Raw genomic sequence first — 25,463 nt, 5'->3', positions numbered from 1 at the left:
CTCACTCTTCCAGCTTGCTCAGCAGGTACTTCGGTTCACCGATGCGCTCGATCAGGTCGAGCTGGGTTTCCAGCCAGTCGATGTGCTCTTCTTCCGAATCGAGGATCTTCACGAACAGCTGGCGGCTGACGTAGTCGCCGACCGAATCGGCATACGCCACGGCCTCGCGCAGGGTGACCACGCCATCGCGTTCCAGCGACAGGTCGCACTGCAGGATCTCGGTCGGGTTCTCACCAATGCGCAGCTTGCCCAGCGCCTGGAAGTTCGGCAGGCCTTCGAGGAACAGGATGCGGTCGGCGAGCATGTCGGCATGCTTCATCTCGTCGATCGATTCCTTGTACTCGTGTTCGGCCAGTTCCTTGATGCCCCAGTTCTTCAGCATCTTGGCATGCAGGAAGTACTGGTTGATCGCGGTCAGCTCGTTGTAGAGGACCTTGTTGAGGAATTCGATGACCTTGGTGTCGCCCTTCATGGGGATGCTCCTGCACGCTGAAAACGCAGGCACTTTAACGCCTTGCCTGCAGCCGTGAAGGAACGCGAATCGTGCGCATTGGCCTGTGCGGCCGCACGTGAAGAATGCGAAAGCGCGCCGTCAACGCGCCGCCAAGAGACGATCAGGCGACCTGGGCCAGACCCAATACCGGCAGCGGCAGATCGTGGGTGGCACGCGCCTTGGCCAGCAGATCGCCGGCCATGTCCAGGCAGGAACCGCAGGTAGCGCCACAGCCGGTACGCATGGTCAGTTCGGCCACCGTACTGACGCCATGGCTGGCGGCTTCGCGGATCTGGTGGTCGGTGACTCCGTTGCAGATGCAGACGTACACAGGCGTGAACCGGGCTGGCAGGCCAGAAGCGGCCTGTTGGCTATTCCAATGGAAACGAGAATGGTTGTCAATCAGAGACCTGAACCATTCTCGATACCGTTCAGCCCGTCAGCTGGCCGGGCCATCGCCCGTGGCCTTCTTCGGCCAGTAGCCGCGGGTCCGAGGGCGCTTGCGTGGGCGGTCATGCCCGGCGGTATGGCCAGGCATCCAGGCTTCGGCGGCGCTCTTGGGCATGGCGGTAACCCCCTGCCCGGCCACCCCGCGGGCCAGCGGCGCCAGATGTCGCAACGCACGCGCATAGACGCCACGCTTGAACATCACCACATGCTCCACCGGGTACCAGAAGTCCACCCAGCGCCAGTGGTCGAACTCGGGCGAGTCGGTGTGGTCCAGCTTCACGTGGGATTCGTCGCCGGTCAGGCGCAGCAGGAACCAGACCTGCTTCTGGCCGATGCAGACCTGCCGCTCATTGCGGCGGATGGCCCGCGCCGGCAGCTTGTAGCGCAGCCAGCCGGGCGTCGCCCCGAGCACTTCCACATGCTCGGGCAGCAGGCCGGTCTCTTCCTGCAGTTCACGATACATGGCCTCGACAGGCGTCTCGTCGGTGTTCATGCCACCCTGCGGGAACTGCCAGCCGTCCCGGCGCACGCGTCGTGCCCAGAACACCTGGCCGTCCTGCCGCATCAGCACGATGCCGACGTTCGGTCGATAGCCGTCCGGATCGATCACGATGCGGACTCCTAAGAAAATCTACTGGCCGGGACTATCCCATGCCCTCTGTCGGCCCACAAGCACGACACAAAAGTGTTGACAGGGGCGGTACACATCCGCAGAATAGCGGGCTCACCAAGGCTATGTAGCTCAGCCGGTTAGAGCACAGCACTCATAATGCTGGGGTCGGTGGTTCGAGTCCACCCATAGCCACCACACTGAAAATCAAGTTGTTTTTCAGCGTGAAAAGTGAGAAAATAGTTGCACGTTTTGCCCCGTCGCCAAGCGGTAAGGCACCTGACTCTGACTCAGGCATTCGGTGGTTCGAATCCATCCGGGGCAGCCAAATTAAAAACAAAAGGCCAGATCGAAAGATCTGGCCTTTTGCTTTTAATCTGGTCGCGCATTCCACCTTGTCCCCGCGCCTGTCGGCACACCCCCTTGAACAACAAGGGGACTCTTCCCCAGAGAGAACCCCGGGGGTCGGATCCTTTTCCGCAGGGAAAGGCCCTGACCCCACCCTCCCGGCACGCGAAACCACGGGTAGTGCCGGCCGCTGGCCGGCAACCAGGAAATCCATGACCCCGGAACGACAAAAGCCCGGCCGAAGCCGGGCTTTTGCTTTTCCATCCAGCGGGCTCCCGAAGGAGCCCAACCAGGCGCGGTAAATCAGCGCTTGGAGAACTGGGTGGCGCGACGGGCCTTGTGCAGACCGACCTTCTTACGCTCGACTTCACGGGCGTCACGGGTCATGAAGCCAGCCTTGCGCAGCTCGGACTTCAGGGTTTCGTCATACTCGACCAGAGCACGGGCGATGCCCAGACGGATCGCACCGGCCTGGCCGGTGGTGCCGCCGCCAGCGGCGGTGACCAGGATGTCGAAGCTTTCGGTGTTCTTGGTCAGCTCGAGCGGCTGGCGCACGATCATGCGCGCGGTCTCACGACCGAAGAACTCGTCCAGCGGACGGCCATTGACGGTGATGTTGCCCGAACCCTTGCGCAGGAACACGCGAGCGGTGGAGGACTTGCGGCGGCCAGTGCCGTAGTTTTGAGTGATAGCCATGATTAGATATCCAGAACCTGCGGCTGCTGTGCGGCGTGCGGATGCTCAGTGCCAGCGTAGACCTTGAGCTTGCGGTACATCTGGCGACCCAGCGGGCCCTTCGGCAGCATGCCCTTCACGGCGATCTCGATCACGCGCTCCGGGTGGCGCTCCAGCGCCTGTGCCAGGGATTCGGTCTTCAGGTTGCCGATGTAACCGGTGAAACGGTGATACATCTTGTCCTGCAGCTTCTTGCCGGTGACGGCAATCTTTTCTGCATTGATGACGACCAGGTAGTCGCCGGTATCAACGTGCGGGGTGTAGACCGGCTTGTGCTTGCCACGCAGACGGCGGGCCAGCTCGGTGGCGAGACGGCCCAGGGTCTTGCCCTCGGCGTCGACGAGGTACCAGTCGCGCTGGACGGTCTCGTTCTTGGCAGTGAAAGTGCTCATGAAGAACTCTAGGTTAGGTCGGGCTCATTGCGGCGAAAGGCTCGCCGGAACTCTGCCACGCGTTGTGAAAAGGTGAAGCGTAAGAGGCGGGATTGTACTCATCCTGCCGCGGGGGCGCAACCCGTCCCCTGGGCCGGGTTGGCAGGGGCGCGGGGCCGGGCGAGAATCGGGGGGTCTTCCGCCCCACCGCGTACTGCCATGACCGTGCTCCGCCAGACCACTCCGCTGGACCACCTGCTGACCGAGGCGCAGCGCGCCCTGGACACAGTGTTCGGCAATCCGCCGGCGGCCCGCCCCTACCCCGCCACGGACACCGGCGAGCCCGGCATGGACAGCGCCGAGCGGCGCCATGCCGCAGGCCTGATGCGGATCAACCACGTCGGCGAGGTCTGCGCGCAGGGCCTGTACTTCGGCCAGGCCGCCGTGGCGCGCGACCCGGCCACGCGGGAACACCTGCTGGAAGCGGCGCAGGAAGAAACCGACCACCTGGCCTGGTGCGCCACCCGGCTGGCCGAACTGGACAGCCGTCCGAGCCTGTTCAACCCGCTCTGGTACGCCGGCAGCTACACCATCGGCACCCTGGCCGGGCTGCGCGGCGACGGCTGGAACCTGGGCTTCGTGGTCGAGACCGAGCGCCAGGTGGAGGCCCACCTGGACGAGCACCTGGTCGACCTGCCGGCCGGCGACCTGCGCAGCCGCGCGGTCATCGCGGTGATGAAGGACGACGAGGCCCGCCATGCGGACCACGCCGAGCAGGCCGGCGCTCGCCGCCTGCCGTTCCCGATCCCGGGCGTGATGGCACTGGCCTCCAGGGTGATGAAGACCATCGCCTACCGCATTTGAAGGGTCGCCCGCACCAACGGTGCGGGCCTACCAGGAGATGCGGGGGGGGGGCGACGGTGGGGCCCGACCGTTGGTCGGGCCATCAATCAGTTCGGCGAGACCAGCTTCAGGCCGATCACACCAGCCACGATCAGGCCCACGCAGGCCAGGCGGGCCGGCGATGCGCTGTCGTTGAACAGGTAGATGCCCAGCACCGCCACGCCCATGGCACCGATACCGGTCCAGATCGCGTAGGCCGTGCCGACCGGGATGCTCTTCATCGCCTGGCTCATCAGGTACAGGCTGATCAGCGCGGATACCACCGTGGCAGCGGTGGGCAGGGGTTTGCTGAAGCCTTCGGAGTACTTCATTCCGAGGGCGAAACCGATCTCGAACAGGCCGGCCAGCAGCAGGTAGATCCAGGGCATGGGTGGGGGCTCCTTACCTTTTTTGAAAAAAAAACGAAACGGCCCGGTGTTTTCACACCGGGCCGTGGGTCGGTACATCACCGTGGAACTGTAACGCGTGCGGGGGCACTGGTTCCACGGGGCGGGTCGTCCCGCCTGGGTGGCGATGCCTGCGGGCATCGCACATGGTGCTTACTCGGACAGGTTGCGGCCGTGGAACAGCTCTTCGATCTCGCGCTTGAGCAGCGCTTCGATCTTCATGCGTTCCTTGAACGACAGGTTCTTGGCCTTTTCCTCGAACAGGTACTGGTCCAGGTCGAAGTCCTTCAGGTGCATCTTCGTGTGGAAGATGTTTTCCTGGTAGACGTTGACGTCGAACATCTCGTAACGCGACTTGATGTTCTTGGCCAGGAAGTTCTGGATCGAGTTGATCTTGTGGTCGATGAAGTGCTTCTTGCCCTTCACATCGCGGGTGAAGCCACGGACGCGGTAGTCCATGATCACGATGTCCGACTCAAGGCTCTCGATCAGGTAGTTCAGCGCCTTCAGCGGGGAAATGACGCCACAGGTGGCCACGTCGATGTCCGCGCGGAACGTCGCGATACCTTCCTGCGGATGGGTTTCCGGGTAGGTGTGGACAGTGATGTGGCTCTTGTCCATGTGCGCGACCACGGCGTCGGAGATCAGCTCCTTGCCGGCCAGCTTCTTGTCGATCACCGGCTCTTCGGAGATCAGGATGGTCACCGAGGCACCCTGCGGGTCGTAGTCCTGGCGGGCCACGTTCAGGATGTTGGCGCCGATGATCTCGGCGACATCGGTCAAGATTTGAGTCAGCCTGTCGGCGTTGTACTCTTCATCGATGTATTCAATGTAACGCTGACGCTCCTCTTCGGTGCGCGCGTAACACACGTCATAGATGTTGAAGCTCAGCGCCTTGGTGAGGTTGTTGAAACCCTGCAGCCTCAGGCGAGGCAACGGCTTGACCACGGCGGTCGATTCCTGTGTAAGAAGGGAAAGGGGGAATTATGGGGCAAACTGCCCCCGGGGGGAACGTGAAGACGCAAGAGTTCTGGCACACTGTTTGCCCTTAACAATTGCGCTGGTTAAGCTCCGCTATCGACCCCGTGAATCCGTTCATGCGCAGAGGGAGCGCCCCTATCGTGTCAACCGTGCGCCTAGCTAGCAGTCCACTGGCCTTGGATATCGCCACCATCGATCGTTTCCTGGCGCACAGCCACCGGCGGCGATATCCCACCCGTACCGACGTCTTCCGACCCGGTGACCCGGCGGGAACCCTGTATTACGTTGTCAGCGGCTCGGTTTCAATCATGGCCGAGGAAGATGACGATCGAGAGCTTGTGCTGGGCTACTTCGGTGCCGGCGAGTTCGTTGGCGAAATGGGCCTGTTCGTCGAATCGGACCGCCGCGAGGTGATCCTGCGGACCCGTACCGCCTGCGAACTGGCCGAAATCAGCTACGAGCGCCTGCACCAGCTGTTCCTCGGCCCGCTGTCGGCCGACGCCCCGCGCCTGCTGTATGCGCTGGGCCAGCAGATCTCCAAGCGCCTGCTCGATACCAGCCGCAAGGCCAGTCGCCTGGCATTCCTGGATGTTACCGATCGGATCGTGCGCACACTGCACGATCTGGCGCAGGAACCAGAAGCGATGAGCCATCCGCAGGGCAGCCAGCTGCGCGTGTCACGCCAGGAACTGGCGCGCCTGGTCGGCTGCTCGCGCGAAATGGCCGGCCGCGTGCTGAAGAAGCTGCAGACCGACGGCCTGCTGCATGCCCGCGGCAAGACCGTGGTGCTGTACGGCACCCGTTGACCGTTGAGCACCCGGTGGGTGCGGACCTTGGTCCGCACTCCTTCGCGCGCTAGGCTCGGTGCATGGAACTGAGCAGCGAATTCTGGTGGTTCATCCTCATCGGCCTTGGCGCGCAGCTGGTTGACGGCGCACTGGGCATGGCCTTCGGCCTGGTGTCCTCGTCGGTGATGCTGAGCATGGGCCTGCCACCGGCGCAGGTCAGCGCCAGCATCCACACCGCTGAAGTGTTCACCACCGGCGCCTCGGGCGTGTCGCACCTCGCCGCCGGGAATGTCGATAAACGCCTGTTCCTGCGGCTGGCCCTGCCCGGTGCGGTGGGCGGCGCCCTGGGCGCGTACGTGCTCACCCAGATCCCCGGCGACATCATCCGCCCCCTCATCTACCTGTACCTGCTGGTGCTGGCGATCATCATCCTGGCGCGCGCCGCGGGGCGCTGGATGCCCAAGGGCGAGATCCGCCGGGTACCGGTGCTGGGCTTCTTCGCGGGCCTGCTCGACGCCAGCGGCGGTGGCGGCTGGGGACCGATCGCCACGTCCACCCTGCTCGCCCGTGGCGGCCAGGCGCGCACCACCATCGGTACGGTCAACGCGGCGGAGTTCGTGGTCACGTTGACCGTGTCAGCGACCTTCCTGTTGTCGATGGGCGTGCAGCACCTGCAGATCGTCGCCGGCCTGCTGATCGGCGGCATGATGGCCGCGCCGGTGGCGGCGATCCTGGTCAAGCGGGTGAAGGAGCGCTGGGTGCTGGTGGCCGTTGGCGTGCTGGTGCTGGGGATCAGCCTGTTCCAGATCGGCCATGCGGTGTACGGGTACCTGGGGCATTGAGCGTTTGCCGGCCAGCGGCCGGCACTACCGGGACGGAGGAGGGTAGTGCCGGCCGCTGGCCGGCAGATCCGTCATCGTGCGATGGGGTCAGGCCCCGGACGGGATCCGGCCCCGGGCTACGCCTTGTCGCCGCCGCGGTCCACGCAGCCCCAGTTGAGGATGCGGGTGCCGGCCGGCAGCACGCGGCGGAAGAAGTCCACCCTGGATCGCTTCGGGTTCACCACCACCGGCGCCTTGGCGGCCAGCAGCAACGGCAGGTCGGCGGTGCTGTCGGAGTAGGCGATGTCGATATTGCCGTAGCCGCGCTCGCGCAGCATGCGCATCTTTTCTTCGTTGTGGCAGTGGCGGGTCGGGCCGACGCCGCCCAGTCGCGGGCCGACCTCGGTGCCGATCACCGGCACGTCCTGGTGGGCAACGAACGCCAGGATGGCGCGGGCCAGTTCCGGCGGCGCGCCGGTGGCGACCACTACACGGTCGCCCTTGGCGCGGTGCGCGGCGAACACCTCCAGCGCCTGCGGCAGCAGCTTGGCGCGCATCTGCGCCTCGTTGCGCAGCACGTAGGCATCGATCACCTTGTTGAAATCGCGCGCACGGTGCAGGCCGAAGCTGCCGATCCACACGTAGACCGAAATACCCGTCCGGCGGGTCGGCAGCATCGCCACCAACGGCCCGGCGATCGGCGTGACCAGCAGCGCGGCCAGCATGCGCAGCGGGTTGCGCTTGATCAGCGAGGCGAACAGATGGGTGCCCGAATCGCCGTCGTAGAGGGTGTGGTCGAAATCGAAGACCACCAGCGGCGCATCGTCGCGCGGCGTCGGATAGTGCGTTGTCATGCCGCGAAGAATAGCTGACGCAGGCCCTCGCCCGGCTCTTCCACGCGCATGAAGGCCTCGCCGACCAGGAATGCATGGATGCCGGCATCGCGCATCAGCGCGACGTCCTGCGGGCCGAGGATGCCACTCTCGGTGACCAGCAGGCGGTCACGCGGCACCGCCTGCTGCATGTCCAGCGTGGTCTGCAGCGACACCTCGAAGGTGCGCAGGTTGCGGTTGTTGATGCCGATCATCGGCGCCGGCACCTGCAGCGCGCGCTCCAGTTCGTCGATGTCATGCACTTCCACCAGCACGTCCATGCCCAGCGACAGCGCCAGCTCGGACAACGTGGCCAGCTGGGTATCGTCCAGCGCGGCGACGATCAGCAGGATGCAGTCGGCGCCCAGCACGCGCGCCTCGTACACCTGGTAGGCGTCGATGACGAAATCCTTGCGCAGCACCGGCAGCGTGCAGGCTTCGCGGGCCTGCTGCAGATAGGCGTCGGCGCCCTGGAAGAAGTCCACGTCGGTCAGCACCGACAGGCAGCTGGCGCCACCGAACTCGTAGCTGACGGCGATGTCGGCCGGGCGGAAATCCGGGCGGATCACGCCCTTGGAGGGGCTGGCCTTCTTCACCTCGGCGATCACCGCCGGGTCGCCATTGGCCACCGCCGCCTGCAGCGCGCGCACGAAGCCACGCACCGGCGGGGCGCTGGCCACGGCGGCCTGCAGCTCCTCGAGCGGGCGCTGGGCGCGGCGCTGGGCCACTTCTTCGGCCTTGCGGGCCAGGATCGTCTGCAGGATGTCGCTCATCGTCTTCGGGTCGGTGCGGGGGGCGGTGAGGACGGCCATTATCGGCCATCGAGAGGGTCAGGCTGAACCGCGCGCTCAGGCAACCAGCGCGCGGGTGGTCTCCACATACTGCTGCAGGCGCTGGCGGGCGCTGCCGTTGGCGATGGCGGCACGGGCGCGGGCCAGGCCATCGCCGATGTCGCTGGCCACACCGGCCACGTACAGGGCGGCACCGGCATTCAGCGCGACGATGTCCAGCGCCGGGCCCGGCTCGTTGTCGAGCACGGCGCGCAGCATCTGGATGGACTGTTCCGGGCCGTCCACGCGCAGGTTGCGGCTGGCCGACATGGCGATGCCGAAGTCCTCCGGGTGGATCTCGTACTCGCGCACCTTGCCGTCGCGCAGTTCGCCGACCAGGGTGCCGGCGCCCAGCGAGATCTCGTCCATGTTGTCACGGCCCCAGACCACCATCGCGCGCTCGGTACCCAGTTCGCGCAGCACGCGCGCCTGGATGCCGACCAGATCGGGATGGAACACGCCCATCAGTACCGACGGCGCACTGGCCGGGTTGGTCAGCGGGCCGAGGATGTTGAAGATGGTGCGCACGCCCATCTCGCGGCGTACCGGCGCGACGACCTTCATCGACGGGTGATGGATCGGCGCGAACATGAAGCCGATGCCGGTCCGGTCGATGGCCGCGGCCACCTGATCAGGCTGCAGCTCGATCACCGCGCCCAGCGCTTCCAGCGCATCGGCACTGCCGGACTTGGACGACACGCTGCGGTTGCCATGCTTGGCCACGCGCGCGCCTGCAGCAGCAGCGACGAACATCGAGCAGGTGGAGATGTTGAAGGTGTGCGAGCCATCGCCACCGGTGCCAACGATGTCAACCAGGTTGGAGGTATCGGCCACCGGCACTGGCCGGGCGAATTCACGCATCACGGTGGCCGCCGCGGCGATTTCGTCCACGGTCTCCTTCTTCACGCGCAGCCCGGTGAGGATGGCGGCGGTCATCATCGGCGAGACATCGCCGCGCATGATCTGCCGCATCAGGTCGACCATTTCGTCGAAGAAGATTTCGCGGTGTTCGATGGTGCGATGCAGGGCTTCCTGGGGGGAGAAGCTCATGGGAATGCTCCTTGGATCAGGCCGCCGGGCGCTGCAGGAAATTGCGCAGCAGGGCGTGGCCGTGTTCGGTGAGGATGGACTCGGGGTGGAACTGCACGCCTTCCACCGGGAACTGGCGGTGGCGCAGACCCATGATCTCTTCGATCGAGCCGTCGTCGTTCTCGGTCCAGGCAGTCACTTCCAGGCAGTCCGGCAGACTGTTCTTGTCCACCACCAGCGAGTGGTAGCGGGTGGCCTGGTAGCGGTCCGGCAGGCCAGCGAACACGCCCTTGCCTTCATGGCGGATCGGCGAGGTCTTGCCGTGCATGATGTTGCCGGCACGGATGACCGTGCCGCCGTAGACCTGGCCGATGCCCTGGTGGCCCAGGCACACGCCGAGGATCGGCGTGGTCGGGCCCAGGCGCTCGATCAGTTCCAGCGACACGCCCGCTTCGTTGGGCGTGCACGGGCCGGGCGAGATGACGATGCGCTCCGGCTTCTGCGCGGCGATCTCGTCCACGCTCATCGCATCGTTGCGCACCACATTCACCTCGGCGCCCAGTGTCTGCAGGTACTGCACGAGGTTGTAGGTGAAGCTGTCGTAGTTGTCGATCATCCACAACATGGTCAGGTTCCGTCGCTTATCAGGAAAATGGCGTACACGTTTTCGGTGTAGGTGATGGGGCCGGCTTCCACCGACTCGCGCAGGCGCGAGCCCGTGGTCTCGATGCTGTTCATCGGTGCCTCGGGCGCGGGCGGCGAGGGCGGCGTCACCAGATCCCCACTGCTGGGCCAATTGCCCGCCTGCACGCCATAGGCGAAGTTCGGCGCCACATCGGAGATGCTGTACAGCCCGCGCAGCTGGGTGCCGTAGGCCTTGGCCAGGCCCTGCGCAGACTCGCGGGTCTGGGCCGCCGCCTCGCCCTTGAGTTCGCGGCGCAGCGCCACTTCGCCCGAGTAGGTCGGGGCCACGCTGCTGACCTGCAGGTTCTCGTTGGCCTTCAGCGCCCCCAGCACGTCCTGCATCTGCTGGACGCTGGCGAAGCTGGCGCGCAGTTGGCGTGACACGCGGGTGCCGATGAAAACCTGCCGGTTCTGCTCATAGCGCGTGGCAGGACCAATCCGCAGGTTGTCCGCGCGCACGCTGCCTTCCACCGCCTTGTGCTGCTTGAACAGTGCCAGCACGCGGGCAACGTTGTCCTGCACGCGGCGGCGCGCGGCGTCGGCGTCCATGTCGGTCTCTTCGATGTTCAACTGCAGGCCGAACCGGTCCGGCATCACCACGCGACGCGCCTCGCCCTTCACCAGCAGGTGCGGCTGCGAGGGAATGGTATTGGCCTGCGCCCACGCAGACGGGGCCATCGTGGCCAGCAGTGACGACCACAGCAATGCGCTCAGCAGCTTCATGCGGTACTCCTTGTCTTCAACGGGAACAGCGGAACGACCACGGCGCGGCGCCGTGGCGAGGCAGGCTTACAGGCCCTTGGCAGCCTGGGCAACGGCGCGGAACAGCGCGCGGCCCTTGTTCATCGTCTCGTCCCATTCCTTGTCCGGGTCCGAGTCGTAGACGATGCCGGCGCCGGCCTGCACGTACAGGCGGCCGTCCTTGATCACCGCGGTGCGGATCGCGATCGCGGTATCGGCATCGCCGTGCCAGCCGATGTAGCCGATGCTGCCTGCGTAGACATTGCGCTTGATCGGTTCCAGCTCGCGGATCACTTCCAGCGCGCGGATCTTCGGCGCGCCGCTGACGGTGCCTGCCGGGAAGGTGGCACGCAGCACGTCGGCGTAGCTCAGGCCCGGCTGCAGCTGCCCGGTCACTTCGCTGACGATGTGCATGACGTGGCTGTAGCGCTCGATCACGAACTGCTCGCCCACTTCCACGGTGCCCGCCCTGGACACACGACCGGCATCGTTGCGGCCGAGGTCGATCAGCATCAGGTGCTCGGCGCGTTCCTTCGGGTCGGCCAGCAGCTCGGCTTCCAGCGCCAGGTCCTGCTCGGGCGTGGCGCCACGCGGGCGGGTACCGGCGATCGGGCGCACGGTGACTTCGCCATCCTGCAGGCGCACCAGGATTTCCGGCGAGGAGCCGACCACCTGCAGGTCGCCGACATCCAGGAAATACATGTACGGCGACGGATTCAGTGCACGCAGCGCGCGGTACACATCCACCGGCCGCGCCTTGAACGGCACGCTCAGGCGCTGGCTCAGCACCACCTGGAAGATGTCACCGGCGCGGATGTATTCCTTGCTGCGCTGGACCGCATCGACGAACCCTTCGCGGGTGAACCCGGAAACGAAATCGGATTCGTCCAGCACATCGCTGTTGAGCGGTGCGGGATAACCGGCGCCCGGTGCACGCAGCTTGGCAGTCAGCGCATCCAGGCGCGCCTGGGCCTGCTCGAAGGCGCCCTCGACCCGGGGGTCGGCGTGCACGATCAGGTACAGGCGGCCCTTGAGGTTGTCGAACACGGCCAGCTCGTTGGAGTCCAGCAGCAGGATGTCCGGCGTGCCCAGCTCATCGCGGCCGGCCGGCGGGGCCAGGCGTGGTTCGATGTAGCCGATGCACTCGAAGCCGAACCAGCCGACCAGGCCACCGGTGAAGCCCGGCAGGCCTTCCAGCTTCGGCACCGAGTGGGCGCTGCGCAGCGCCTCGACTTCGGCGAACGGGTCGGCCACCTCGCGGGTGTCCACCACCTGGCCGTCTTCGCGCACGGTCAGCGTGTGGCCGTGGAAGGCGTACACGCGGCGCGCCGGCAGGCCGATGATCGAGTAACGACCAAAGCGCTCGCCGCCTTCGACGGACTCAAACAGGTAGGTATTGGGGCCGTCCGCGAGCTTCAGATAGACCGAAAGCGGCGTGTCCAGGTCGGACAGCACTTCGCGGACGACGGGAATATGGGTGTGGCCTTCAGCGGCCTGCTGCTGAAACTGAGCGTGCGAGTTCAAGACGACTTTCCTTCCGGGACACAGCGTTATGGGGGCGGACGACGGCAACGGGCCACCATCGCCACCAACGGCGTGCGGAAGAAAGGGTATGCGGGGTCGTCAGGCTGGACACCCCTTGACTGTATCGCAGCTTGGACGGCAGGGGAACCCTGGAAAACTGAACCACGGGACGGGCGGGGCCAGCCACGGGAACCGACGACGCGGACCGGTAGAGTCGACTGTTGGTCGACTTGCGCGCGTAGCGCGGGGTTTTACGCCGTCGGAACGAAGAGCAGTCGACTAACAGTCGACTCTACCTCCCTACCCACCCAGCAACGGGCAGCCAGCCGGAAGATGCATCCGCACCCTGCCCGGCACGCACTCGATGCGGAACTGGCGGGCCTGTACCGGCTCGCCATCCAGATTGAGGGTCAGCGGGCGCTCGGATGCGATCTCCAGCCACGGCAGCCGCGCACGCGTGGCCAGCTGTTCCAGCGCAGCCTGGGTGCCGGACTTCAGCATCTGGCCGAGGGTGGCGGTGACCTCCCCTTCCAGCTCCGGAAGCACCGTCACATCCAGCAACCCATCATCGATCAGTGCCTGCGGGCACAACTGCTGGCCACCACCGGCCTGGCGACCATTGCCGATGCCGAGCGCAATGAAGTCGCCTTCCCACGCGAAGTCCGGACCGGACAACCGTGCGGTGATCGGCTCGATGCGGCCGAGCTTGGCGATGCCGGTGATCACATAGGCCAGCCCGCCCAGCATCTTCTTCAAGCCCGCATCAGTCTCCACCGTCACCTGCGTGCCGAAGCCACCGCTGGCGAGATTGGCGCACCACCATTGGGTGCCATCGGCGTCCACGCGCAACAGGTCAATGGCATGCGGCGTCGCCTGCCCGATCAAGGCGAAGGCCTCCTTCGGTTCGGTCGGTATGCCGGCCGCAGTCGCGAAATCGTTGGCGGTCCCCATCGGGATCAGCGCCAGCGAGGGCAGCGCATCTGCCAGCTCCTCACGATGCGCCAGTGTCTCGGCCACTGCACTGAGCGTGCCATCGCCACCGGCGGCCACGATCACATCCACGCCATGATCGATCGCCTCGGCGACATAGCGCTCGGCGTCACCGTCCTCCCAGGTCACCCGCACTTCCAGCTGCACGCCCTGTCCGCGCCAATGGCCGACGGCGTCGCGCAACTCATCATTGCCGGCGGATTTGCCGTTGAGGATCAGGCGCCAGCGCGGGGTGGTCATGCAGAGCTTCCAGGGATGCGGTGGCACAGGCTAGCAATGCGCTGTTTGCCTGCGGTGAATGTCACGCAGATGTCATTCAGCTACCGGAGAATGGGAGTCCATAGCAGGGACGACGGATGGAGGCAGGATCAGCCTCCCACGCATGCAGCGAGGCCACGCCAGTGATTGGCGTGGCTTTTTTTTGGGGTGTGCAGGGAGTGCGAACCAAGGTTCGCACCCACCAGGTTGCGGTTCGCTCCCCCCAGGTTGCGGTTCGCTCCCCCCGGGTTGCGGTTTGCACCCACCCGGTTGGTAGATCCACGCCATGCGTGGATGCACTTCGCTTCAACCGTTGGCGAAATCGTGCAGCGCCTGGCCCTGCAGCCGGTACACGGTCCACTCGTCCTGCGGCTTCGCACCGGCAGCGGTGTAGAACTCGATGGCCGGGGTGTTCCAGTCCAGCACCGACCATTCGAAGCGACCGCATCCCTCGGCCACGGCCTGGCGTGCGATGTACTTCAGCAGTGCCTTGCCGGCGCCCACGCCGCGCTTTTCCTGGCTGACGTAGAGGTCTTCCAGGTAGATGCCCTTGCGGCCCAGCCAGGTGGAGTAGTTGTAGAAGTACACCGCATAGCCGATGGCCTCGCCGTCGGCTTCGCAGATCAACGCGCGCGCCGTGGCATCGGCGCCGAACAGGCTCTCGGCGATGCCGATCTCATCGGTCTGTACCGAATGCTCGGCCTTCTCGTAGATGGCCAGTTCGCGGATGAAATGCAGGATCAGGCCAGCATCGGCCACGGTGGCCGGACGGATGTTCAACAGTGCCATGCGCAGATAAAGGGGACGGAGGGAATTAAACGAGATTAATCCCCTCCGTCCCCTTTTTGTCAGCGTGCCGCAGCGACGTTCGCGCGCATCTGCGCGATCACGTCCTGGTAGCTGGTCTTGGCGTTGAAGATGGCCGAGCCGGCGACAAAGGTGTCGGCACCGGCAGCCGCGATCTCGCCGATGTTGTCGGCCTTCACGCCGCCGTCGATCTCCAGGCGGATGTCCTTGCCGCTGGCATCGATCATCTTGCGCACCACCTTCAGCTTGTCCAGCGCCGAGGGGATGAAGGCCTGACCACCAAAGCCCGGGTTGACCGACATCAGCAGCACCAGGTCCAGGTCCTCCAGCACCCAGTCGAGGATGTCCACCGGCGTGGCCGGATTGAGCACGATGCCCGGCTTGCAGCCCAGCGAACGGATCAGCTGGATGGTGCGGTGCACGTGGCGGCTCGCCTCCGGGTGGAAGCTGATGTAGGTGGCACCGGCCTCGGCGAAGTCCGGGATGATGCGGTCCACCGGCTCGACCATCAGGTGCACGTCGATCGGCGCGGTCACGCCGTGCTTGCGCAGCGCCTGGCAGACCATCGGGCCGATGGTCAGGTTCGGCACGTAGTGGTTGTCCATCACGTCGAAGTGGACCCAGTCCGCGCCAGCGGCGAGGACGTTGTCGACTTCCTCGCCGAGGCGGGCGAAGTTGGCGGACAGGATGGAGGGGGCGATGAGGCAGTGGGACATGGCCGGGCCTTGCAACGAGGGGAAAGGGGTCAGCGCTTGCGCAGGGTCTTGATGCGGTCGTAGGCGGCGTTGATGCGCCGCGACTTCTGCTCGGCCTGCTGCTGCAGCTCGGGGGCGGCGCCGCCAAGCTTGTCGGGGTGGTACTGCGAGATCAGCTTGCGGTAGGCGCGCTCGACCTCGGCATCGGTGGCCTCGGAGGTCAGCCCCAGCTCCCGGTACGGGTTCTCCTTGTTCAGGCGGAACCAGTCCGAATCAAAGGCATGGCCGATCAGCAGGCCGACCACCGCCCCGAACAGCGGATTGGGCCGGAACAGCAGGGCGCCGGCGATGAATCCGAGCAGTTTTCCGTACCAGCGCATGGCGCTCCGGGGTCGACCGACGAAATGGACGCTCATTTTACGTCACAGCGGGCCCGGACGGCTTTACACTAGGCCGCCCGCTGGTCAGCGGGCCCGCCGGGTCCGTTGGGCAGCAGCCGTATCGACAACGCCCCAGGAGTGCCCGTGCCAACCACGCTGTTGCAATCCGATCTCCCCGGCCTGCCCTTGCGCCATCGCGGCAAGGTGCGTGATGTGTTCGATATCCCGCGCGAGCGGCTGCCAGCCGGAACCCCGCCGGGCGAGTACCTGCTGATGGTGGCCACCGATCGCCTGTCGGCGTTCGACGTGGTCCTGCCCGACCCGATCCCCGGCAAGGGCGAGATGCTCTGCCAGGTCTCCAACTTCTGGTTCGCCAAGACCGCGCACCTGATGCCCAACCACCTGACCGGCATCGACGTGGCCAGCGTGCTGCCCGAAGGCGTGGACCCGGCCCTGTATGCCAAGCGCGCGGTGGTCACCCGCAAGCTGAAGCCGGTGCCGGTGGAAGCGATCGCCCGCGGCTACCTGATCGGCAGCGGCTGGAAGGATTACCAGCGCACCGGCAAGGTCAGCGGCATCGACCTGCCCGACGGCCTGCGCCAGGCCGAGCAGCTGCCCGAGCCGATCTTCACCCCGTCGACCAAGGCCGCTGTCGGCGACCATGACGAGAACATCGATTTCGATGCGATGGTGAAGCAGGTCGGTGCGGAACTGGCCGAGCGCGTGCGCGACGCCACCCTGCGCATCTACAAGTTCGCGGCCGATTACGCCCGCGAGCGCGGCATCATCCTGGCCGATACCAAGTTCGAGTTCGGTACCGACGCCGATGGCCGCCTGTACATCATGGACGAGATGCTGACGCCGGATTCCTCGCGTTACTGGCCGGCCGACGAGTACGAAGTGGGCACCAGCCCGCCGAGCTACGACAAGCAGTTCGTGCGCGATTACCTGGAGACGCTGGACTGGGGCAAGACCGCCCCGGGCCCGACCATCCCGGTCGAGATCATCGAGCGCACCCGCGCCAAGTATGCCGGGGCACTGCAGCGCCTGGCCGGGATCAGCGTCGACTGATGCGCCTGCGCCCCCGGCCGGAAAGGCGGGGGGCGCTCTGAAGGGTAGTGCCGGCCGCTGGCCGGCAACCTCATGAACTCGGCTATGCTCTGGAGTGCCGGCCAGCGGCCGGCACTACCGTTGTCCGAGGAAGCAACGCAGCATGCAGACATCCACCGAGCTTGCGCGGCCGATCGACCGCTATTTCGCCAGCTACTCCGACGACCACCGCAATGTGATCAACCAGCGCATCCACGTGGTGGCGGTCCCGGCGATCCTGTGGTCGGTGGTGGCCCTGCTCTGGTGCCTGCCGCCGCTGATCACCTGGTTCCAGTACGGCATCTGGTCGGCGTTCGCGATGTTCAGCGCCTGGTGCTTCTACAACAAACTGTCGCGCCCGCTGGGCATCGGCATGCTCATCCAGTTCTTCGTGTTCGGCTGCCTGTGCCGCCTGCTGGAGGCCGAAATCGGCCTGCACAACCTGTTCTGGCTGGCGGTGGGCGTGTTCGTGGTGGCCTGGATCGCGCAGTTCATCGGCCACAAGTTCGAGGGCCGCAAGCCCAGCTTCCTGACCGACCTGACCTACCTGCTGATCGGCCCGGCCTGGGTGATGGCCAAGTTCTACCGCAAGCTCGACTGGCGCTACTGACCTGCCCAGGGTCGACGGCGCCCCTCGTTTCCTGAACGGGCAGATTCCATCACCCGCACTCCACGACGGCCCTGCCAGCCTGCGCCGGTGATCCGCTCCCCACTTCCCGCCCGTCGACGGCAGCCCCTGTGCGACAGGGCCTGCGGTCTCCCTGCGTGGGCGTAGGGCGTCCCCCGAGGGCAACCGGGGAGGGACTGCAGGAACGCGATGTTGCGTCGCAGAAAATATGAATCAGCGGACGTTACATGCAATTGATCGCTGTTCGATGGGTTTCAGCGACATTTCGCAGCCTGTTATCCTCCCTGACCTGCTCGTGAATCATGGATTCCCTGCATGCTCCCCAGCCTGCCCCTGCTGCTGGCCCTGCCGTTCCTGATGGCAGCGGCTGTTGCGGCCTTCCCCCGTAGTTCGCGCTCGACTGCTGCCTGGCTGGCGGCGCTGGCGCCGTTGGGCGGACTGGCCATCCTCGGCTGGCTGACCCCGTCCGTACTCGACGGCCAGGTGGTGCGGACGATGGTCCCTTGGCTGCCGCAGATCGGCCTGGACTTCACCCTGCGCCTGGACGGGCTGGCGTGGATGTTCGCCGGGCTGGTGCTGGGCATCGGCGCGCTGGTGGTGCTGTACGCGCGCTACTACCTGAGCCAGCAGGACAACGCGCACCGCTTCTACTGCTACCTGCTGCTGTTCATGGGCGCCATGCTGGGCATGGTGCTGTCGGGCAACCTGCTGTTGCTGATGATCTTCTGGGAAATGACCAGCATCAGCTCGTTCCTGCTGATCGGTTTCTGGTCACATCGCCAGGACGCGCGCGAGGGCGCGCGGATGGCGCTGGTGATCACCGGCGGCGGCGGCCTTGCGCTGCTCGGTGGCGTACTGCTGATCGGGCGCATCGTCGGCAGCTTCGACCTGGACGTGGTGCTGGCCGCCGGCGAGCAGATCCGCGCCAGCGCGCTGTACCCGTACGCGCTGTTCCTGGTGCTGGCGGGCATCTTCACCAAGAGCGCGCAGTTCCCGTTCCATTTCTGGCTGCCGCACGCGATGGCCGCGCCCACTCCGGTCTCTGCCTACCTGCACTCGGCCACCATGGTGAAGGCCGGTGTGTTCCTGCTGGCGCGCCTGCATCCAGCGCTGGCCGGCAGCGACCTGTTCTTCTACACGGTCAGCGGCATCGGTGCGATCACGCTGTTGATCGGCGCCTGGAACGCGATCTTCCAGCACGATCTGAAAGGCCTGCTGGCTTATTCGACCATTTCCCATCTGGGCCTGATCACCCTGCTGTTCGGCCTGTCCACGCCGATGGCGGTGGTGGCCGGTGTATTCCACATCCTCAACCACGCCACCTTCAAGGCCTCGCTGTTCATGGCCGCCGGCATCATCGACCATGAGACCGGCACCCGCGACATGCGCAAGCTGGGCGGCCTGCGCAGGCTGATGCCGTTCACCAGCGCGCTGGCGATCATCGCCTCGCTGGCGATGGCCGGCATCCCGCTGCTCAACGGCTTCCTGTCCAAGGAAATGCTGTTTGCCGAGGCGATCACGGCCGGAGGCCCGGGAATCATGCGCACGGCGGTGTCGATCGCCGCATTGCTGGCTGGCGTGTTCGGGGTGGCCTACAGCCTGCGCTTCGTGCACGACACCTTCTTTGGCCCCGGCCCGCACGACCTGGATCGCGTGCCGCATGAGCCGCCGCGCTGGATGAAGGTACCGGTGGAACTGCTGGTGGTGATCTGCGTGGCAGTTGGCATCGCCCCGGCACTGACCGTGGCACCGGTGCTGCATGCCGCTGCGGCGTCGATCCTCGGCAGCGCCATGCCCGAGTACAGCCTGGCGGTATGGCACGGCTTCAACCTGCCGCTGGCGATGAGCGCGATCGGCGTGATCGGCGGCGTGGCGCTGTACTTCGGCCTGCGCAAGCTGATCAACCTGCATGCCGTGACCAACGTCAGCACTGGCCGCAATGTGTTCCATGCACAGCTGGATGCCGTGTCCGCACTGGCCATGCGCCTGACCAACGGCATCGCCAACGGCAGCCTGCAGCGCATGCTGCTGGGCCTGGTGCTGGTGGCGATCGCAGTTGCCGCCGCGCCATTCGTGGCAGATCCGGCGTCGCCAAACTGGACCGCGCCACAGCCGATGCCGCTGCTGGGCTGGGCGCTGTGGCTGGTGATGATGGCCTGCGCGGTGGCCACCCTGCGCATCTACAAGCAGCGCCTGCTGGCGGTGCTGCTGGTCGGCGGCGTCGGCCTGATGGTGGCGCTGACCTTCGTGTTCCTGTCCGCACCCGACCTGGCCCTGACCCAGCTGCTCGTGGAGATGGTGACCCTGGTGCTGATGCTGCTGGGCATGAACTACCTGCCCGCGCAGTCCGGGCCGGAACGCCCGCGCTGGCGCAAGCGCCGCGATGCGGTGATCGCGATCATCGCCGGCGCCGGCCTGGGTGCGCTGGCCTATTCGGCGATGACCCTGCCGCCGAACACCATGGCCGGCGAACTGCTCGCCCGTGCGTTGCCCGAGGCCTACGGCCAGAACGTGGTCAACGTGATCCTGGTCGACTTCCGCGGCTTCGATACCTTCGGCGAGATCACCGTGTTCGGCATCGCCGCGCTGGTGGTGCATGCCCTGCTGCGGCGCACGCGGATGGCGCCGGAGCAGATCATGCCCGGCCCGCCGATCAAGCTGCCGGTACCGGCCGACCTGGCGCAGATCATGTTCCCGCTGACGCTGACCGTGTCGATCTTCCTGTTCCTGCGCGGCCACAACGCACCGGGCGGCGGCTTCATCGCCGGCCTGGTGCTGGCGGTGCCGCTGCTGATCCAGTACGTGATCCAGGGCACCGCGTCGGTGGAATCGCGCTTCGGCTTCGACTACATCCGCTGCATCGGCATGGGCCTGCTGATCGCCCTGCTCAGCGGCAGCGCTTCGATGCTGTTCGGCGTACCGTTCCTCACCAGCGGCCACCTCGACCTGCACCTGCCGCTGATCGGCGACGTGCCGCTGGCCAGCGCGATTGGCTTTGACATCGGCGTGTATCTGGTGGTGTTCGGCGGTGCCATGCTGATGCTGTCGATGATGGGCACGATCAAGCCGTCGCGTACCCGCACTGCCCGCAAGGGTGAGATCGACCTGCAACGCCGTTCGGCCCGCACCGGGGAGATGCACTGATGGAACTGGCCCTGGCTACCGCGATCGGCGTGCTGACCGCCATCGGCATCTACCTGCTGCTGCGTGCGCGCAGCTTCGACGTGATCCTCGGCATGACCTTCCTGTCCTACGCCACCAACCTGCTGATCTTCGCCGGTGGCCGCGTGGTGCTGGGCAAGGCGCCGGTGCTGCAGGAGGGCGTGGACAGCCACCTGGGCAACTACACCGACCCGCTGCCGCAGGCACTGGTGCTGACCGCGATCGTGATCGCCTTCGCGATGACCGCAGTGAGCATCGTGCTGGCCATGCGCAGCCGCAGCGACAACCACAGCGACCATGTGGACGCCCACGAGCCCGACGACGACCTGCAGGATGAGAACGCATCGGCGCGCCAGGGCGAGGATCGCGCATGAACCATCTGGTGATCCTGCCGATCCTGATTCCGCTGCTCGGCGCCGCGCTGTCGCTGTTCGTCGAACACCGCCGCTACGGCCCCAGGGTGCAGCGCGCGGTGGCCTGGACCGCACTGTCGGCGCTGGCGCTGGCGGTGGGCCTGCTGTTCGCGTCGACCGCGGGCGGTGATATCAACGTCTACCTGCTGGGCGACTGGCCGTCGCGGCTGGGCATCGCGCTGGTGGCCGACCGGCTGTCGGCATGGATGCTGCTGACCACCCTGCTGCTGGCCATTCCCTGCCTGCTGCACGCCTGCTCGGGTTGGGACCGCCGCGCACCGCACTTCCATGCACTGTTCCAGTTCCAGCTGGTCGGCCTCAACGGCGCGTTCCTGACCGGCGACATCTTCAACCTGTTCGTGTTCTTCGAGGTGATGCTGATCGCCTCCTACGGCCTGCTGCTCAGCGGTGGCCGCGGCCTGCGCATGCGCATCGGCCTGCACTACGTGGTGTTCAACGTCACCGCCTCGACCCTGTTCCTGATCGCGCTGGGCCTGCTGTACGCCACGCTGGGTTCGCTGAACATGGCCGAGCTGTCGCAGCGCATTGCCGCGGTGCCGCCGACGCAGCTGACCCTGGTGAAGGCCACGATGGGCCTGTTGCTGCTGGTGTTCTGCGCCAAGGCCGCGCTGATGCCGCTGTACCTGTGGCTGCCGGAAGCCTATTCGCGCGCGCCGGCCGCAGTGGCGGCGCTGTTCGCGATCATGACCAAGGTCGGCCTGTATTCGGTGCTGCGCATCCAGATGCTGTGGTTCGGCGACGATGCCGGCGCGATGGCCGGCTATGGCCGCGACTGGCTGCTGTGGGCCGGCGTGGCGACGCTGGTGCTGGGCGGGCTCGGCGCCCTGGCCGCGACCCGCCTGCGCGTACTGATTTCCTACCTGGTCATCGTGTCGGCAGCCACGCTGTTCATCGCCTTCTCGGTGGGCACGCCGCAGGTGCTCTCGGCCGGCCTGTACTACCTGCCGCACAGCAGCTTCGTGGCCGCTGCGCTGTTCCTGGTTGCCGACCTGATCCGCCGCCGCCGTGGTGGCGCCAGCGACCGCAAGGAGGTGGTGGCGCCGATGCCGGGCAAGGAAACGCCGGCGGTGCTGTTCCTGATCGGGGCAGTGTCGGTGGCCGGCCTGCCGCCTCTGTCCGGCTTCCTGGCCAAGGCCGCGCTGCTGGCCGGCATGCCGGCGCAGTACACCGGCCCGGTCTGGACCGCCGTGCTGGTCAGCAGCCTGCTGGTGATCATGGGCCTGACCCGCGGCGGCATCCGCCTGTTCTGGCGCGTTCCGCCGGTCGATCCGGAGGCACCGAAGCCGCGCAAGGCTCCCCTGCGCCGGGTAGAACTCTACGCCGCCTGCCTGCTGCTGGCCTACGGCATCGGCATGACCCTGGCTGCGGCACCGTTGATGCGCTACACCGACGCCACCGCCGCACAGCTGCTGCAACCCAGCGAGTACGTGCAGCAACTGCGTGCGACCACGCCGGAGATCCGCCAGCCATGACCGCCCAGCGCTCCCTGTTCCGTCGCCTGATTCCCTCGCCGATGCTCAGCATCATGGTGGTGGCGTTCTGGCTGCTGATGTCCGACAGCTTCACCCTCGGCCAGATCGTGCTGGGGCTGCTGCTGGGCGTGGTGGTGCCGCTGTTCGCCGCGCGCCTGGACCGCGAGTTCGCCCGTATCGGCACCCTGCGGCCACTGCCCAGGCTGGTGTGCGTGACCCTGTGGGACATCCTGATGTCCAACATCCGCGTCGCCCTGCAGGTGCTGGGCCCGGAAAAGAACATCCACCCGGGTTTCATCTGGCTGCCGCTGGACATCGCCAACATCCACGGCATCGCCGCGCTGACCAGCATGATCACCCTGACCCCGGGCACGGTCTCGGCCGCGCTCAGCGACGACCGCAAGTTCCTGCTGGTGCATGTGCTGCACCTGGAGGACCCACAGGACCTGATCGATACGATCAAGCGCCGTTACGAGGCGCCGTTGATGGAGATCTTCCCATGACCGGTTTTGAAGTCATCCAGACCACCCTGGTGGTGTGCATGCACGTGGTCGGCCTGGCCATGCTGCTGGCCACCTGGCGCCTGCTGCGCGGGCCGACCGTGCCCGACCGCATCCTTGCGCTGGATACCCTGTCGGTGACCGCGATCGCCGAGCTGATGCTGTTCGGCATGTACCTCAATTCGCCGATCTACTTCGAGGCGGCGCTGATCATTGCCATGCTCGGCTTTGGCAGCACCGTGGTGCTGAGCAAGTTCGTGCTGCGCCGGGACATCGTCGAATGATCACCGCGATCCAGATCGGCCTGTCGATCCTGCTGCTGTTCGGCTGCTTCTTCATCCTGGTCGGCGCACTGGGCCTGGTGAAGCTGTCGACCTTCTTCAAGCGCCTGCACGCGCCGACCAAGGCCAGCACGCTGGGCGTGGGCTGCGTGCTGGTGTGCTCGGTCTGCTACCACATCTTCCTCGGCCAGGACCCGCAGCCGCGCGAGCTGCTGATCACCGTGTTCCTGTTCATCACCGCACCAATCAGCGCGCACATGATGGCCAAGGCCGCGCTGTCGCTGCTGATGGAGACCCGCCCCACCCTGCCAGGCAACGAACGTGCCGCCGAGGAGCAGCTGCCGCCGCCGGAGCCGGTGCGGGAAGAGGAAGCCACGCAGAACCGGTAGTGCCGGCCGCTGGCCGGCTGCCGCAAGGGCTCCGTCGAAGGCCATGGGGTTGCCGGCCAGCGGCCGGCACTACCTCATGCCGCGCCGACCAGCAGCAGCTCCAGCACGAACCAGCCGACAAACGCGACCAGCAGGATCACACCTTCGCCGCGGCTGATCTTCAGGTCGCCACGCAGCATCGGGTACAGCACCAGCGCGAACGCCAGCAGCGCCGGCAGTTCCAGGCGCACGAACGAGGCCGGCAGCGCCAGCGGCTGCAGCACGGCCATCGCACCGATCACCAGCAGCAGGTTGACCACGCTGGAACCCAGCACGTGGCCCAGCACCATGTCGCCATGCCCGCGACGCGCGGCGGCGATGGCGGTGGCCACCTCCGGCAGTGCGGTACCGATCGCCACCGGCAGCAGGCCGACCAGCAGCGGCGTCCAACCCAGGGCGACGCCAAAGTCGGCGGCGGCGCCCACCACCAGGCGCGCGCCCCAGTACAGCGCCAACGCGGCAATCAGCACGCGCAGCACGTTCAACGGCAGGCTGGTGCGGCTCAGTGCGGACTCGGCGATGGCCACCTGCACCTCGGCGCTCTCGCTACGACCACGGCGCAGCAGCAGCACCTGCACCACGATGAAGCCGGCCAGCAGTATGCCGCCCTCCCAGCGTGCCAGGCCGCCATCAAGCCCGAACAGGATCAGCAGCACACCCGCCGCCAGCAGCGACCACCACAGCACCGTCTGCAGGCGCGCGCGCAGCAGCAGGGGCGCAGCCATGGCCGCCACGGCCAGGGTCACGCCCAGGTTGACGATGCTGCTGCCCACTGCGTTGCCCAGTGCCAGCTCCGGTTGGCCCACCGCCAAGGCGCGCGCGTTGACTGCCAGTTCCGGCAACGAGGTGGTCACCCCGAGCAGCAACAGCCCGGCAGTGAATGGGCTGGCGCCGAAACGCTGGGCCAGGCCGGACACGGCCTTGATGATGGAGTCCCCGCCCAGCGCCAGCAGCAGCAGGCCGAGCAGGAACCAGGCAATGGCAATGGCGATCATCGAGCACTCCCCCAGCGGTCGTGGCGCGATTCTACGCCTGGCCCGTACGCGCGGCTGGGCCGTGGATCAAGGATCAGCCACAGCCTTCCGCATAATCGACCTGCGGGGTCTGTCCGACGCGCCAGGCACCCACCCGGCCATCGGCACCGAGTGCGAAGTCGATCACCGCCCCGCCCTCCTGCGCCGGGCGCACGCGCAGGTGCTGGGCCTTCTCGTCATACTTGTCGGGGCCGACGTCCGCGCGCTCGGGATACAGCACCTGCAGCTCACCCAGGGTCATGCCGACCTTGCCACCGCCCGGTGCGGTGATGGCGGCGCTGCGCACGTCGTAGCGCACCAGCTTGCGGCCCTCGATCATCAGGCGCGGATCTTCGGCATCCTGCGGGCGCAGGAAGTAGCAGCCGTCGTTGCTGTCGTCAGCCGGCAGTGGCTTGCCGGCCGCATCGGTGCCCAGACCCTGCAGCGGCGTGCCGAAGCCGGCACGGACCTCGGCGATGCCGGCACCCAGCTTCGCCCCAGCGAAGCCATCCAGGCGCGCGGGACTGTCCTCGCGACGGTCATTGGCTGGACGGGTGGCCAGGTCGGGATCCGTCGACTGCGCGGGTCCGGTCGCCGAGGCGGTTTCCGCCGGGGTGTCGCTGCCGCTGCCGGCCGCCCCCTGCTTGTCGGGGCCAGCACTGCAGGCGGTGAGCGAAAGGAGCAACAGACCAGCAAGCGGAAGGTGCTTCATCGGTGCGGTTCCCTGGCACAAGGATGGCTGCACGCTAGCCCATCCGGT

General features: G+C 66.5%; 30 protein-coding genes and 2 tRNA genes. 13 read left to right on the top strand and 19 right to left on the bottom strand.

Translation table 11 applies throughout. The features are described from left to right. Nucleotide 1 precedes the first annotated feature (1 nt). The 3 genes from bfr to AC5P5R_RS18495 all read right to left on the bottom strand — a co-directional run bounded on the left by bfr (nt 2) and on the right by AC5P5R_RS18495 (nt 1,553). Nucleotides 2-472 (bottom strand): bacterioferritin, encoded by a 471-nt coding sequence (gene bfr, locus AC5P5R_RS18505; RefSeq protein WP_005414691.1) that lies wholly within the window; start codon nt 470-472, stop codon nt 2-4. 142 nt (nt 473-614) lie between these two features. After that, nucleotides 615-824, bottom strand: coding sequence for a (2Fe-2S)-binding protein (locus tag AC5P5R_RS18500; protein WP_005411309.1), 210 nt, complete (start codon nt 822-824; stop codon nt 615-617). Between the two features lie 108 nt (nt 825-932). Next, the gene (locus AC5P5R_RS18495) at nt 933-1,553 is read right to left on the bottom strand and encodes an RNA pyrophosphohydrolase (RefSeq protein WP_005411310.1); all 621 of its coding nucleotides are present in this window, start codon (nt 1,551-1,553) and stop codon (nt 933-935) included. A gap of 121 nt (nt 1,554-1,674) precedes the next feature. Between AC5P5R_RS18495 and AC5P5R_RS18490 the strand changes: the two genes are divergently transcribed. Together AC5P5R_RS18490 and AC5P5R_RS18485 are read left to right on the top strand one after the other, a co-directional pair. Further along, nucleotides 1,675-1,751, top strand: a tRNA-Met gene (locus AC5P5R_RS18490). Nucleotides 1,752-1,806: 55 nt separating this feature from the next. Continuing rightward, nucleotides 1,807-1,881, top strand: a tRNA-Gln gene (locus tag AC5P5R_RS18485). 323 nt (nt 1,882-2,204) lie between these two features. Here AC5P5R_RS18485 and rpsI read toward each other — a convergent pair. Together rpsI and rplM are read right to left on the bottom strand one after the other, a co-directional pair. Further along, nucleotides 2,205-2,597: a 30S ribosomal protein S9 gene (gene rpsI, locus AC5P5R_RS18480; RefSeq protein ID WP_005411311.1), complete on the bottom strand. Its 393-nt coding sequence runs from the start codon at nt 2,595-2,597 to the stop codon at nt 2,205-2,207. Between the two features lie 2 nt (nt 2,598-2,599). Continuing rightward, complete coding sequence (rplM, locus tag AC5P5R_RS18475) at nt 2,600-3,028, bottom strand: 50S ribosomal protein L13 (protein WP_005414692.1); 429 nt, start codon at nt 3,026-3,028, stop codon at nt 2,600-2,602. Nucleotides 3,029-3,226: 198 nt separating this feature from the next. Between rplM and coq7 the strand changes: the two genes are divergently transcribed. Then, nucleotides 3,227-3,871 carry a 2-polyprenyl-3-methyl-6-methoxy-1,4-benzoquinone monooxygenase gene (gene coq7 / locus AC5P5R_RS18470; RefSeq protein ID WP_043034287.1) on the top strand — a complete coding sequence of 215 codons (645 nt, stop codon included), beginning with the start codon at nt 3,227-3,229 and terminating at the stop codon, nt 3,869-3,871. Between the two features lie 86 nt (nt 3,872-3,957). On the opposite strand, the gene AC5P5R_RS18465 is transcribed toward coq7, so the two are convergent. Together AC5P5R_RS18465 and speD are read right to left on the bottom strand one after the other, a co-directional pair. Beyond that, complete coding sequence (locus tag AC5P5R_RS18465; protein WP_005411314.1) at nt 3,958-4,278, bottom strand: DMT family transporter; 321 nt, start codon at nt 4,276-4,278, stop codon at nt 3,958-3,960. Nucleotides 4,279-4,449: 171 nt separating this feature from the next. Beyond that, nucleotides 4,450-5,244, bottom strand: coding sequence for an adenosylmethionine decarboxylase (gene speD / locus AC5P5R_RS18460; protein WP_005411315.1), 795 nt, complete (start codon nt 5,242-5,244; stop codon nt 4,450-4,452). Nucleotides 5,245-5,393: 149 nt separating this feature from the next. On the opposite strand from speD, the gene crp reads away from it, so the two are divergent. Both crp and AC5P5R_RS18450 read left to right on the top strand, forming a co-directional pair. Further along, entirely contained in the window at nt 5,394-6,083 is a 690-nt protein-coding gene (gene crp, locus AC5P5R_RS18455) for a cAMP-activated global transcriptional regulator CRP (RefSeq protein ID WP_012481435.1), read from the top strand. Nucleotides 6,084-6,145: 62 nt separating this feature from the next. Beyond that, nucleotides 6,146-6,907 carry a sulfite exporter TauE/SafE family protein gene (locus tag AC5P5R_RS18450; protein ID WP_005411317.1) on the top strand — a complete coding sequence of 254 codons (762 nt, stop codon included), beginning with the start codon at nt 6,146-6,148 and terminating at the stop codon, nt 6,905-6,907. Nucleotides 6,908-7,023: 116 nt separating this feature from the next. Here the strand turns inward: AC5P5R_RS18450 and AC5P5R_RS18445 are convergent, their stop codons facing one another. From AC5P5R_RS18445 to AC5P5R_RS18400, 10 genes are all read right to left on the bottom strand, one after another. Further along, nucleotides 7,024-7,740: a haloacid dehalogenase-like hydrolase gene (locus AC5P5R_RS18445; RefSeq protein ID WP_005411318.1), complete on the bottom strand. Its 717-nt coding sequence runs from the start codon at nt 7,738-7,740 to the stop codon at nt 7,024-7,026. Continuing rightward, nucleotides 7,737-8,531, bottom strand: coding sequence for an indole-3-glycerol phosphate synthase TrpC (gene trpC / locus AC5P5R_RS18440; protein WP_005414695.1), 795 nt, complete (start codon nt 8,529-8,531; stop codon nt 7,737-7,739). The genes AC5P5R_RS18445 and trpC overlap by 4 nt, the downstream gene beginning before the upstream one ends. A gap of 75 nt (nt 8,532-8,606) precedes the next feature. Beyond that, entirely contained in the window at nt 8,607-9,638 is a 1,032-nt protein-coding gene (trpD, locus tag AC5P5R_RS18435) for an anthranilate phosphoribosyltransferase (RefSeq protein ID WP_005414696.1), read from the bottom strand. Nucleotides 9,639-9,654: 16 nt separating this feature from the next. Further along, nucleotides 9,655-10,242 (bottom strand): anthranilate synthase component II, encoded by a 588-nt coding sequence (locus AC5P5R_RS18430; protein WP_099524627.1) that lies wholly within the window; start codon nt 10,240-10,242, stop codon nt 9,655-9,657. A gap of 2 nt (nt 10,243-10,244) precedes the next feature. Further along, a complete protein-coding gene (locus AC5P5R_RS18425; RefSeq protein WP_099524630.1) occupies nt 10,245-11,024 on the bottom strand; it encodes an SIMPL domain-containing protein in 780 nt (259 codons plus the stop codon). A 66-nt stretch (nt 11,025-11,090) separates the two neighbouring features. Next, on the bottom strand, nt 11,091-12,566 hold the full coding sequence (gene trpE, locus AC5P5R_RS18420) for an anthranilate synthase component I (RefSeq protein ID WP_049418006.1): 1,476 nt from the start codon (nt 12,564-12,566) through the stop codon (nt 11,091-11,093). Between the two features lie 300 nt (nt 12,567-12,866). Continuing rightward, a complete protein-coding gene (gene yegS, locus AC5P5R_RS18415) occupies nt 12,867-13,796 on the bottom strand; it encodes a lipid kinase YegS (protein ID WP_012481442.1) in 930 nt (309 codons plus the stop codon). Nucleotides 13,797-14,120: 324 nt separating this feature from the next. Further along, nucleotides 14,121-14,603: a GNAT family N-acetyltransferase gene (locus tag AC5P5R_RS18410; protein ID WP_012481443.1), complete on the bottom strand. Its 483-nt coding sequence runs from the start codon at nt 14,601-14,603 to the stop codon at nt 14,121-14,123. Nucleotides 14,604-14,662: 59 nt separating this feature from the next. Further along, on the bottom strand, nt 14,663-15,337 hold the full coding sequence (rpe, locus tag AC5P5R_RS18405) for a ribulose-phosphate 3-epimerase (RefSeq protein WP_005411326.1): 675 nt from the start codon (nt 15,335-15,337) through the stop codon (nt 14,663-14,665). A 29-nt stretch (nt 15,338-15,366) separates the two neighbouring features. After that, nucleotides 15,367-15,696, bottom strand: a complete 330-nt coding sequence (locus AC5P5R_RS18400; RefSeq protein ID WP_005411327.1) for a J domain-containing protein — start codon at nt 15,694-15,696, stop codon at nt 15,367-15,369. 144 nt (nt 15,697-15,840) lie between these two features. Here AC5P5R_RS18400 and AC5P5R_RS18395 point away from each other — a divergent pair, with 144 nt between their 5' ends. The 8 genes from AC5P5R_RS18395 (at nt 15,841) to AC5P5R_RS18360 (ending at nt 23,651) form a co-directional block, all read left to right on the top strand. Beyond that, nucleotides 15,841-16,767: a phosphoribosylaminoimidazolesuccinocarboxamide synthase gene (locus tag AC5P5R_RS18395; protein ID WP_495226426.1), complete on the top strand. Its 927-nt coding sequence runs from the start codon at nt 15,841-15,843 to the stop codon at nt 16,765-16,767. A 142-nt stretch (nt 16,768-16,909) separates the two neighbouring features. Beyond that, complete coding sequence (locus AC5P5R_RS18390; RefSeq protein WP_005411329.1) at nt 16,910-17,395, top strand: Mpo1 family 2-hydroxy fatty acid dioxygenase; 486 nt, start codon at nt 16,910-16,912, stop codon at nt 17,393-17,395. Between the two features lie 333 nt (nt 17,396-17,728). Continuing rightward, a complete protein-coding gene (locus AC5P5R_RS18385) occupies nt 17,729-20,557 on the top strand; it encodes a monovalent cation/H+ antiporter subunit A (protein ID WP_099524632.1) in 2,829 nt (942 codons plus the stop codon). Further along, on the top strand, nt 20,557-20,949 hold the full coding sequence (locus tag AC5P5R_RS18380) for a Na+/H+ antiporter subunit C (protein WP_024957677.1): 393 nt from the start codon (nt 20,557-20,559) through the stop codon (nt 20,947-20,949). Before AC5P5R_RS18385 ends, AC5P5R_RS18380 begins: the two co-directional genes overlap by 1 nt. Continuing rightward, on the top strand, nt 20,946-22,481 hold the full coding sequence (locus AC5P5R_RS18375; RefSeq protein ID WP_005411332.1) for a monovalent cation/H+ antiporter subunit D: 1,536 nt from the start codon (nt 20,946-20,948) through the stop codon (nt 22,479-22,481). The genes AC5P5R_RS18380 and AC5P5R_RS18375 overlap by 4 nt, the downstream gene beginning before the upstream one ends. Next, a complete protein-coding gene (locus AC5P5R_RS18370; RefSeq protein ID WP_005411333.1) occupies nt 22,478-22,984 on the top strand; it encodes a Na+/H+ antiporter subunit E in 507 nt (168 codons plus the stop codon). Before AC5P5R_RS18375 ends, AC5P5R_RS18370 begins: the two co-directional genes overlap by 4 nt. Further along, nucleotides 22,981-23,265, top strand: coding sequence for a K+/H+ antiporter subunit F (locus AC5P5R_RS18365; RefSeq protein ID WP_005411334.1), 285 nt, complete (start codon nt 22,981-22,983; stop codon nt 23,263-23,265). Before AC5P5R_RS18370 ends, AC5P5R_RS18365 begins: the two co-directional genes overlap by 4 nt. Beyond that, the gene (locus AC5P5R_RS18360) at nt 23,262-23,651 is read left to right on the top strand and encodes a Na+/H+ antiporter subunit G (protein ID WP_005414707.1); all 390 of its coding nucleotides are present in this window, start codon (nt 23,262-23,264) and stop codon (nt 23,649-23,651) included. The genes AC5P5R_RS18365 and AC5P5R_RS18360 overlap by 4 nt, the downstream gene beginning before the upstream one ends. A 74-nt stretch (nt 23,652-23,725) precedes the next feature. Here AC5P5R_RS18360 and AC5P5R_RS18355 read toward each other — a convergent pair whose 3' ends face one another. Further along, complete coding sequence (locus AC5P5R_RS18355) at nt 23,726-24,685, bottom strand: sodium:calcium antiporter (protein WP_049460383.1); 960 nt, start codon at nt 24,683-24,685, stop codon at nt 23,726-23,728. A gap of 73 nt (nt 24,686-24,758) precedes the next feature. Continuing rightward, entirely contained in the window at nt 24,759-25,415 is a 657-nt protein-coding gene (locus tag AC5P5R_RS18350; protein WP_012481452.1) for a hypothetical protein, read from the bottom strand. Between the last annotated feature and the right edge of the window lie 48 nt (nt 25,416-25,463).

It is taken from the genome of Stenotrophomonas sp. YJH_SMC_19 (assembly GCF_059367915.1).
Note: the sequence above shows the minus strand (reverse complement) of the source record. Positions and strands in the feature narration are given on the sequence as shown.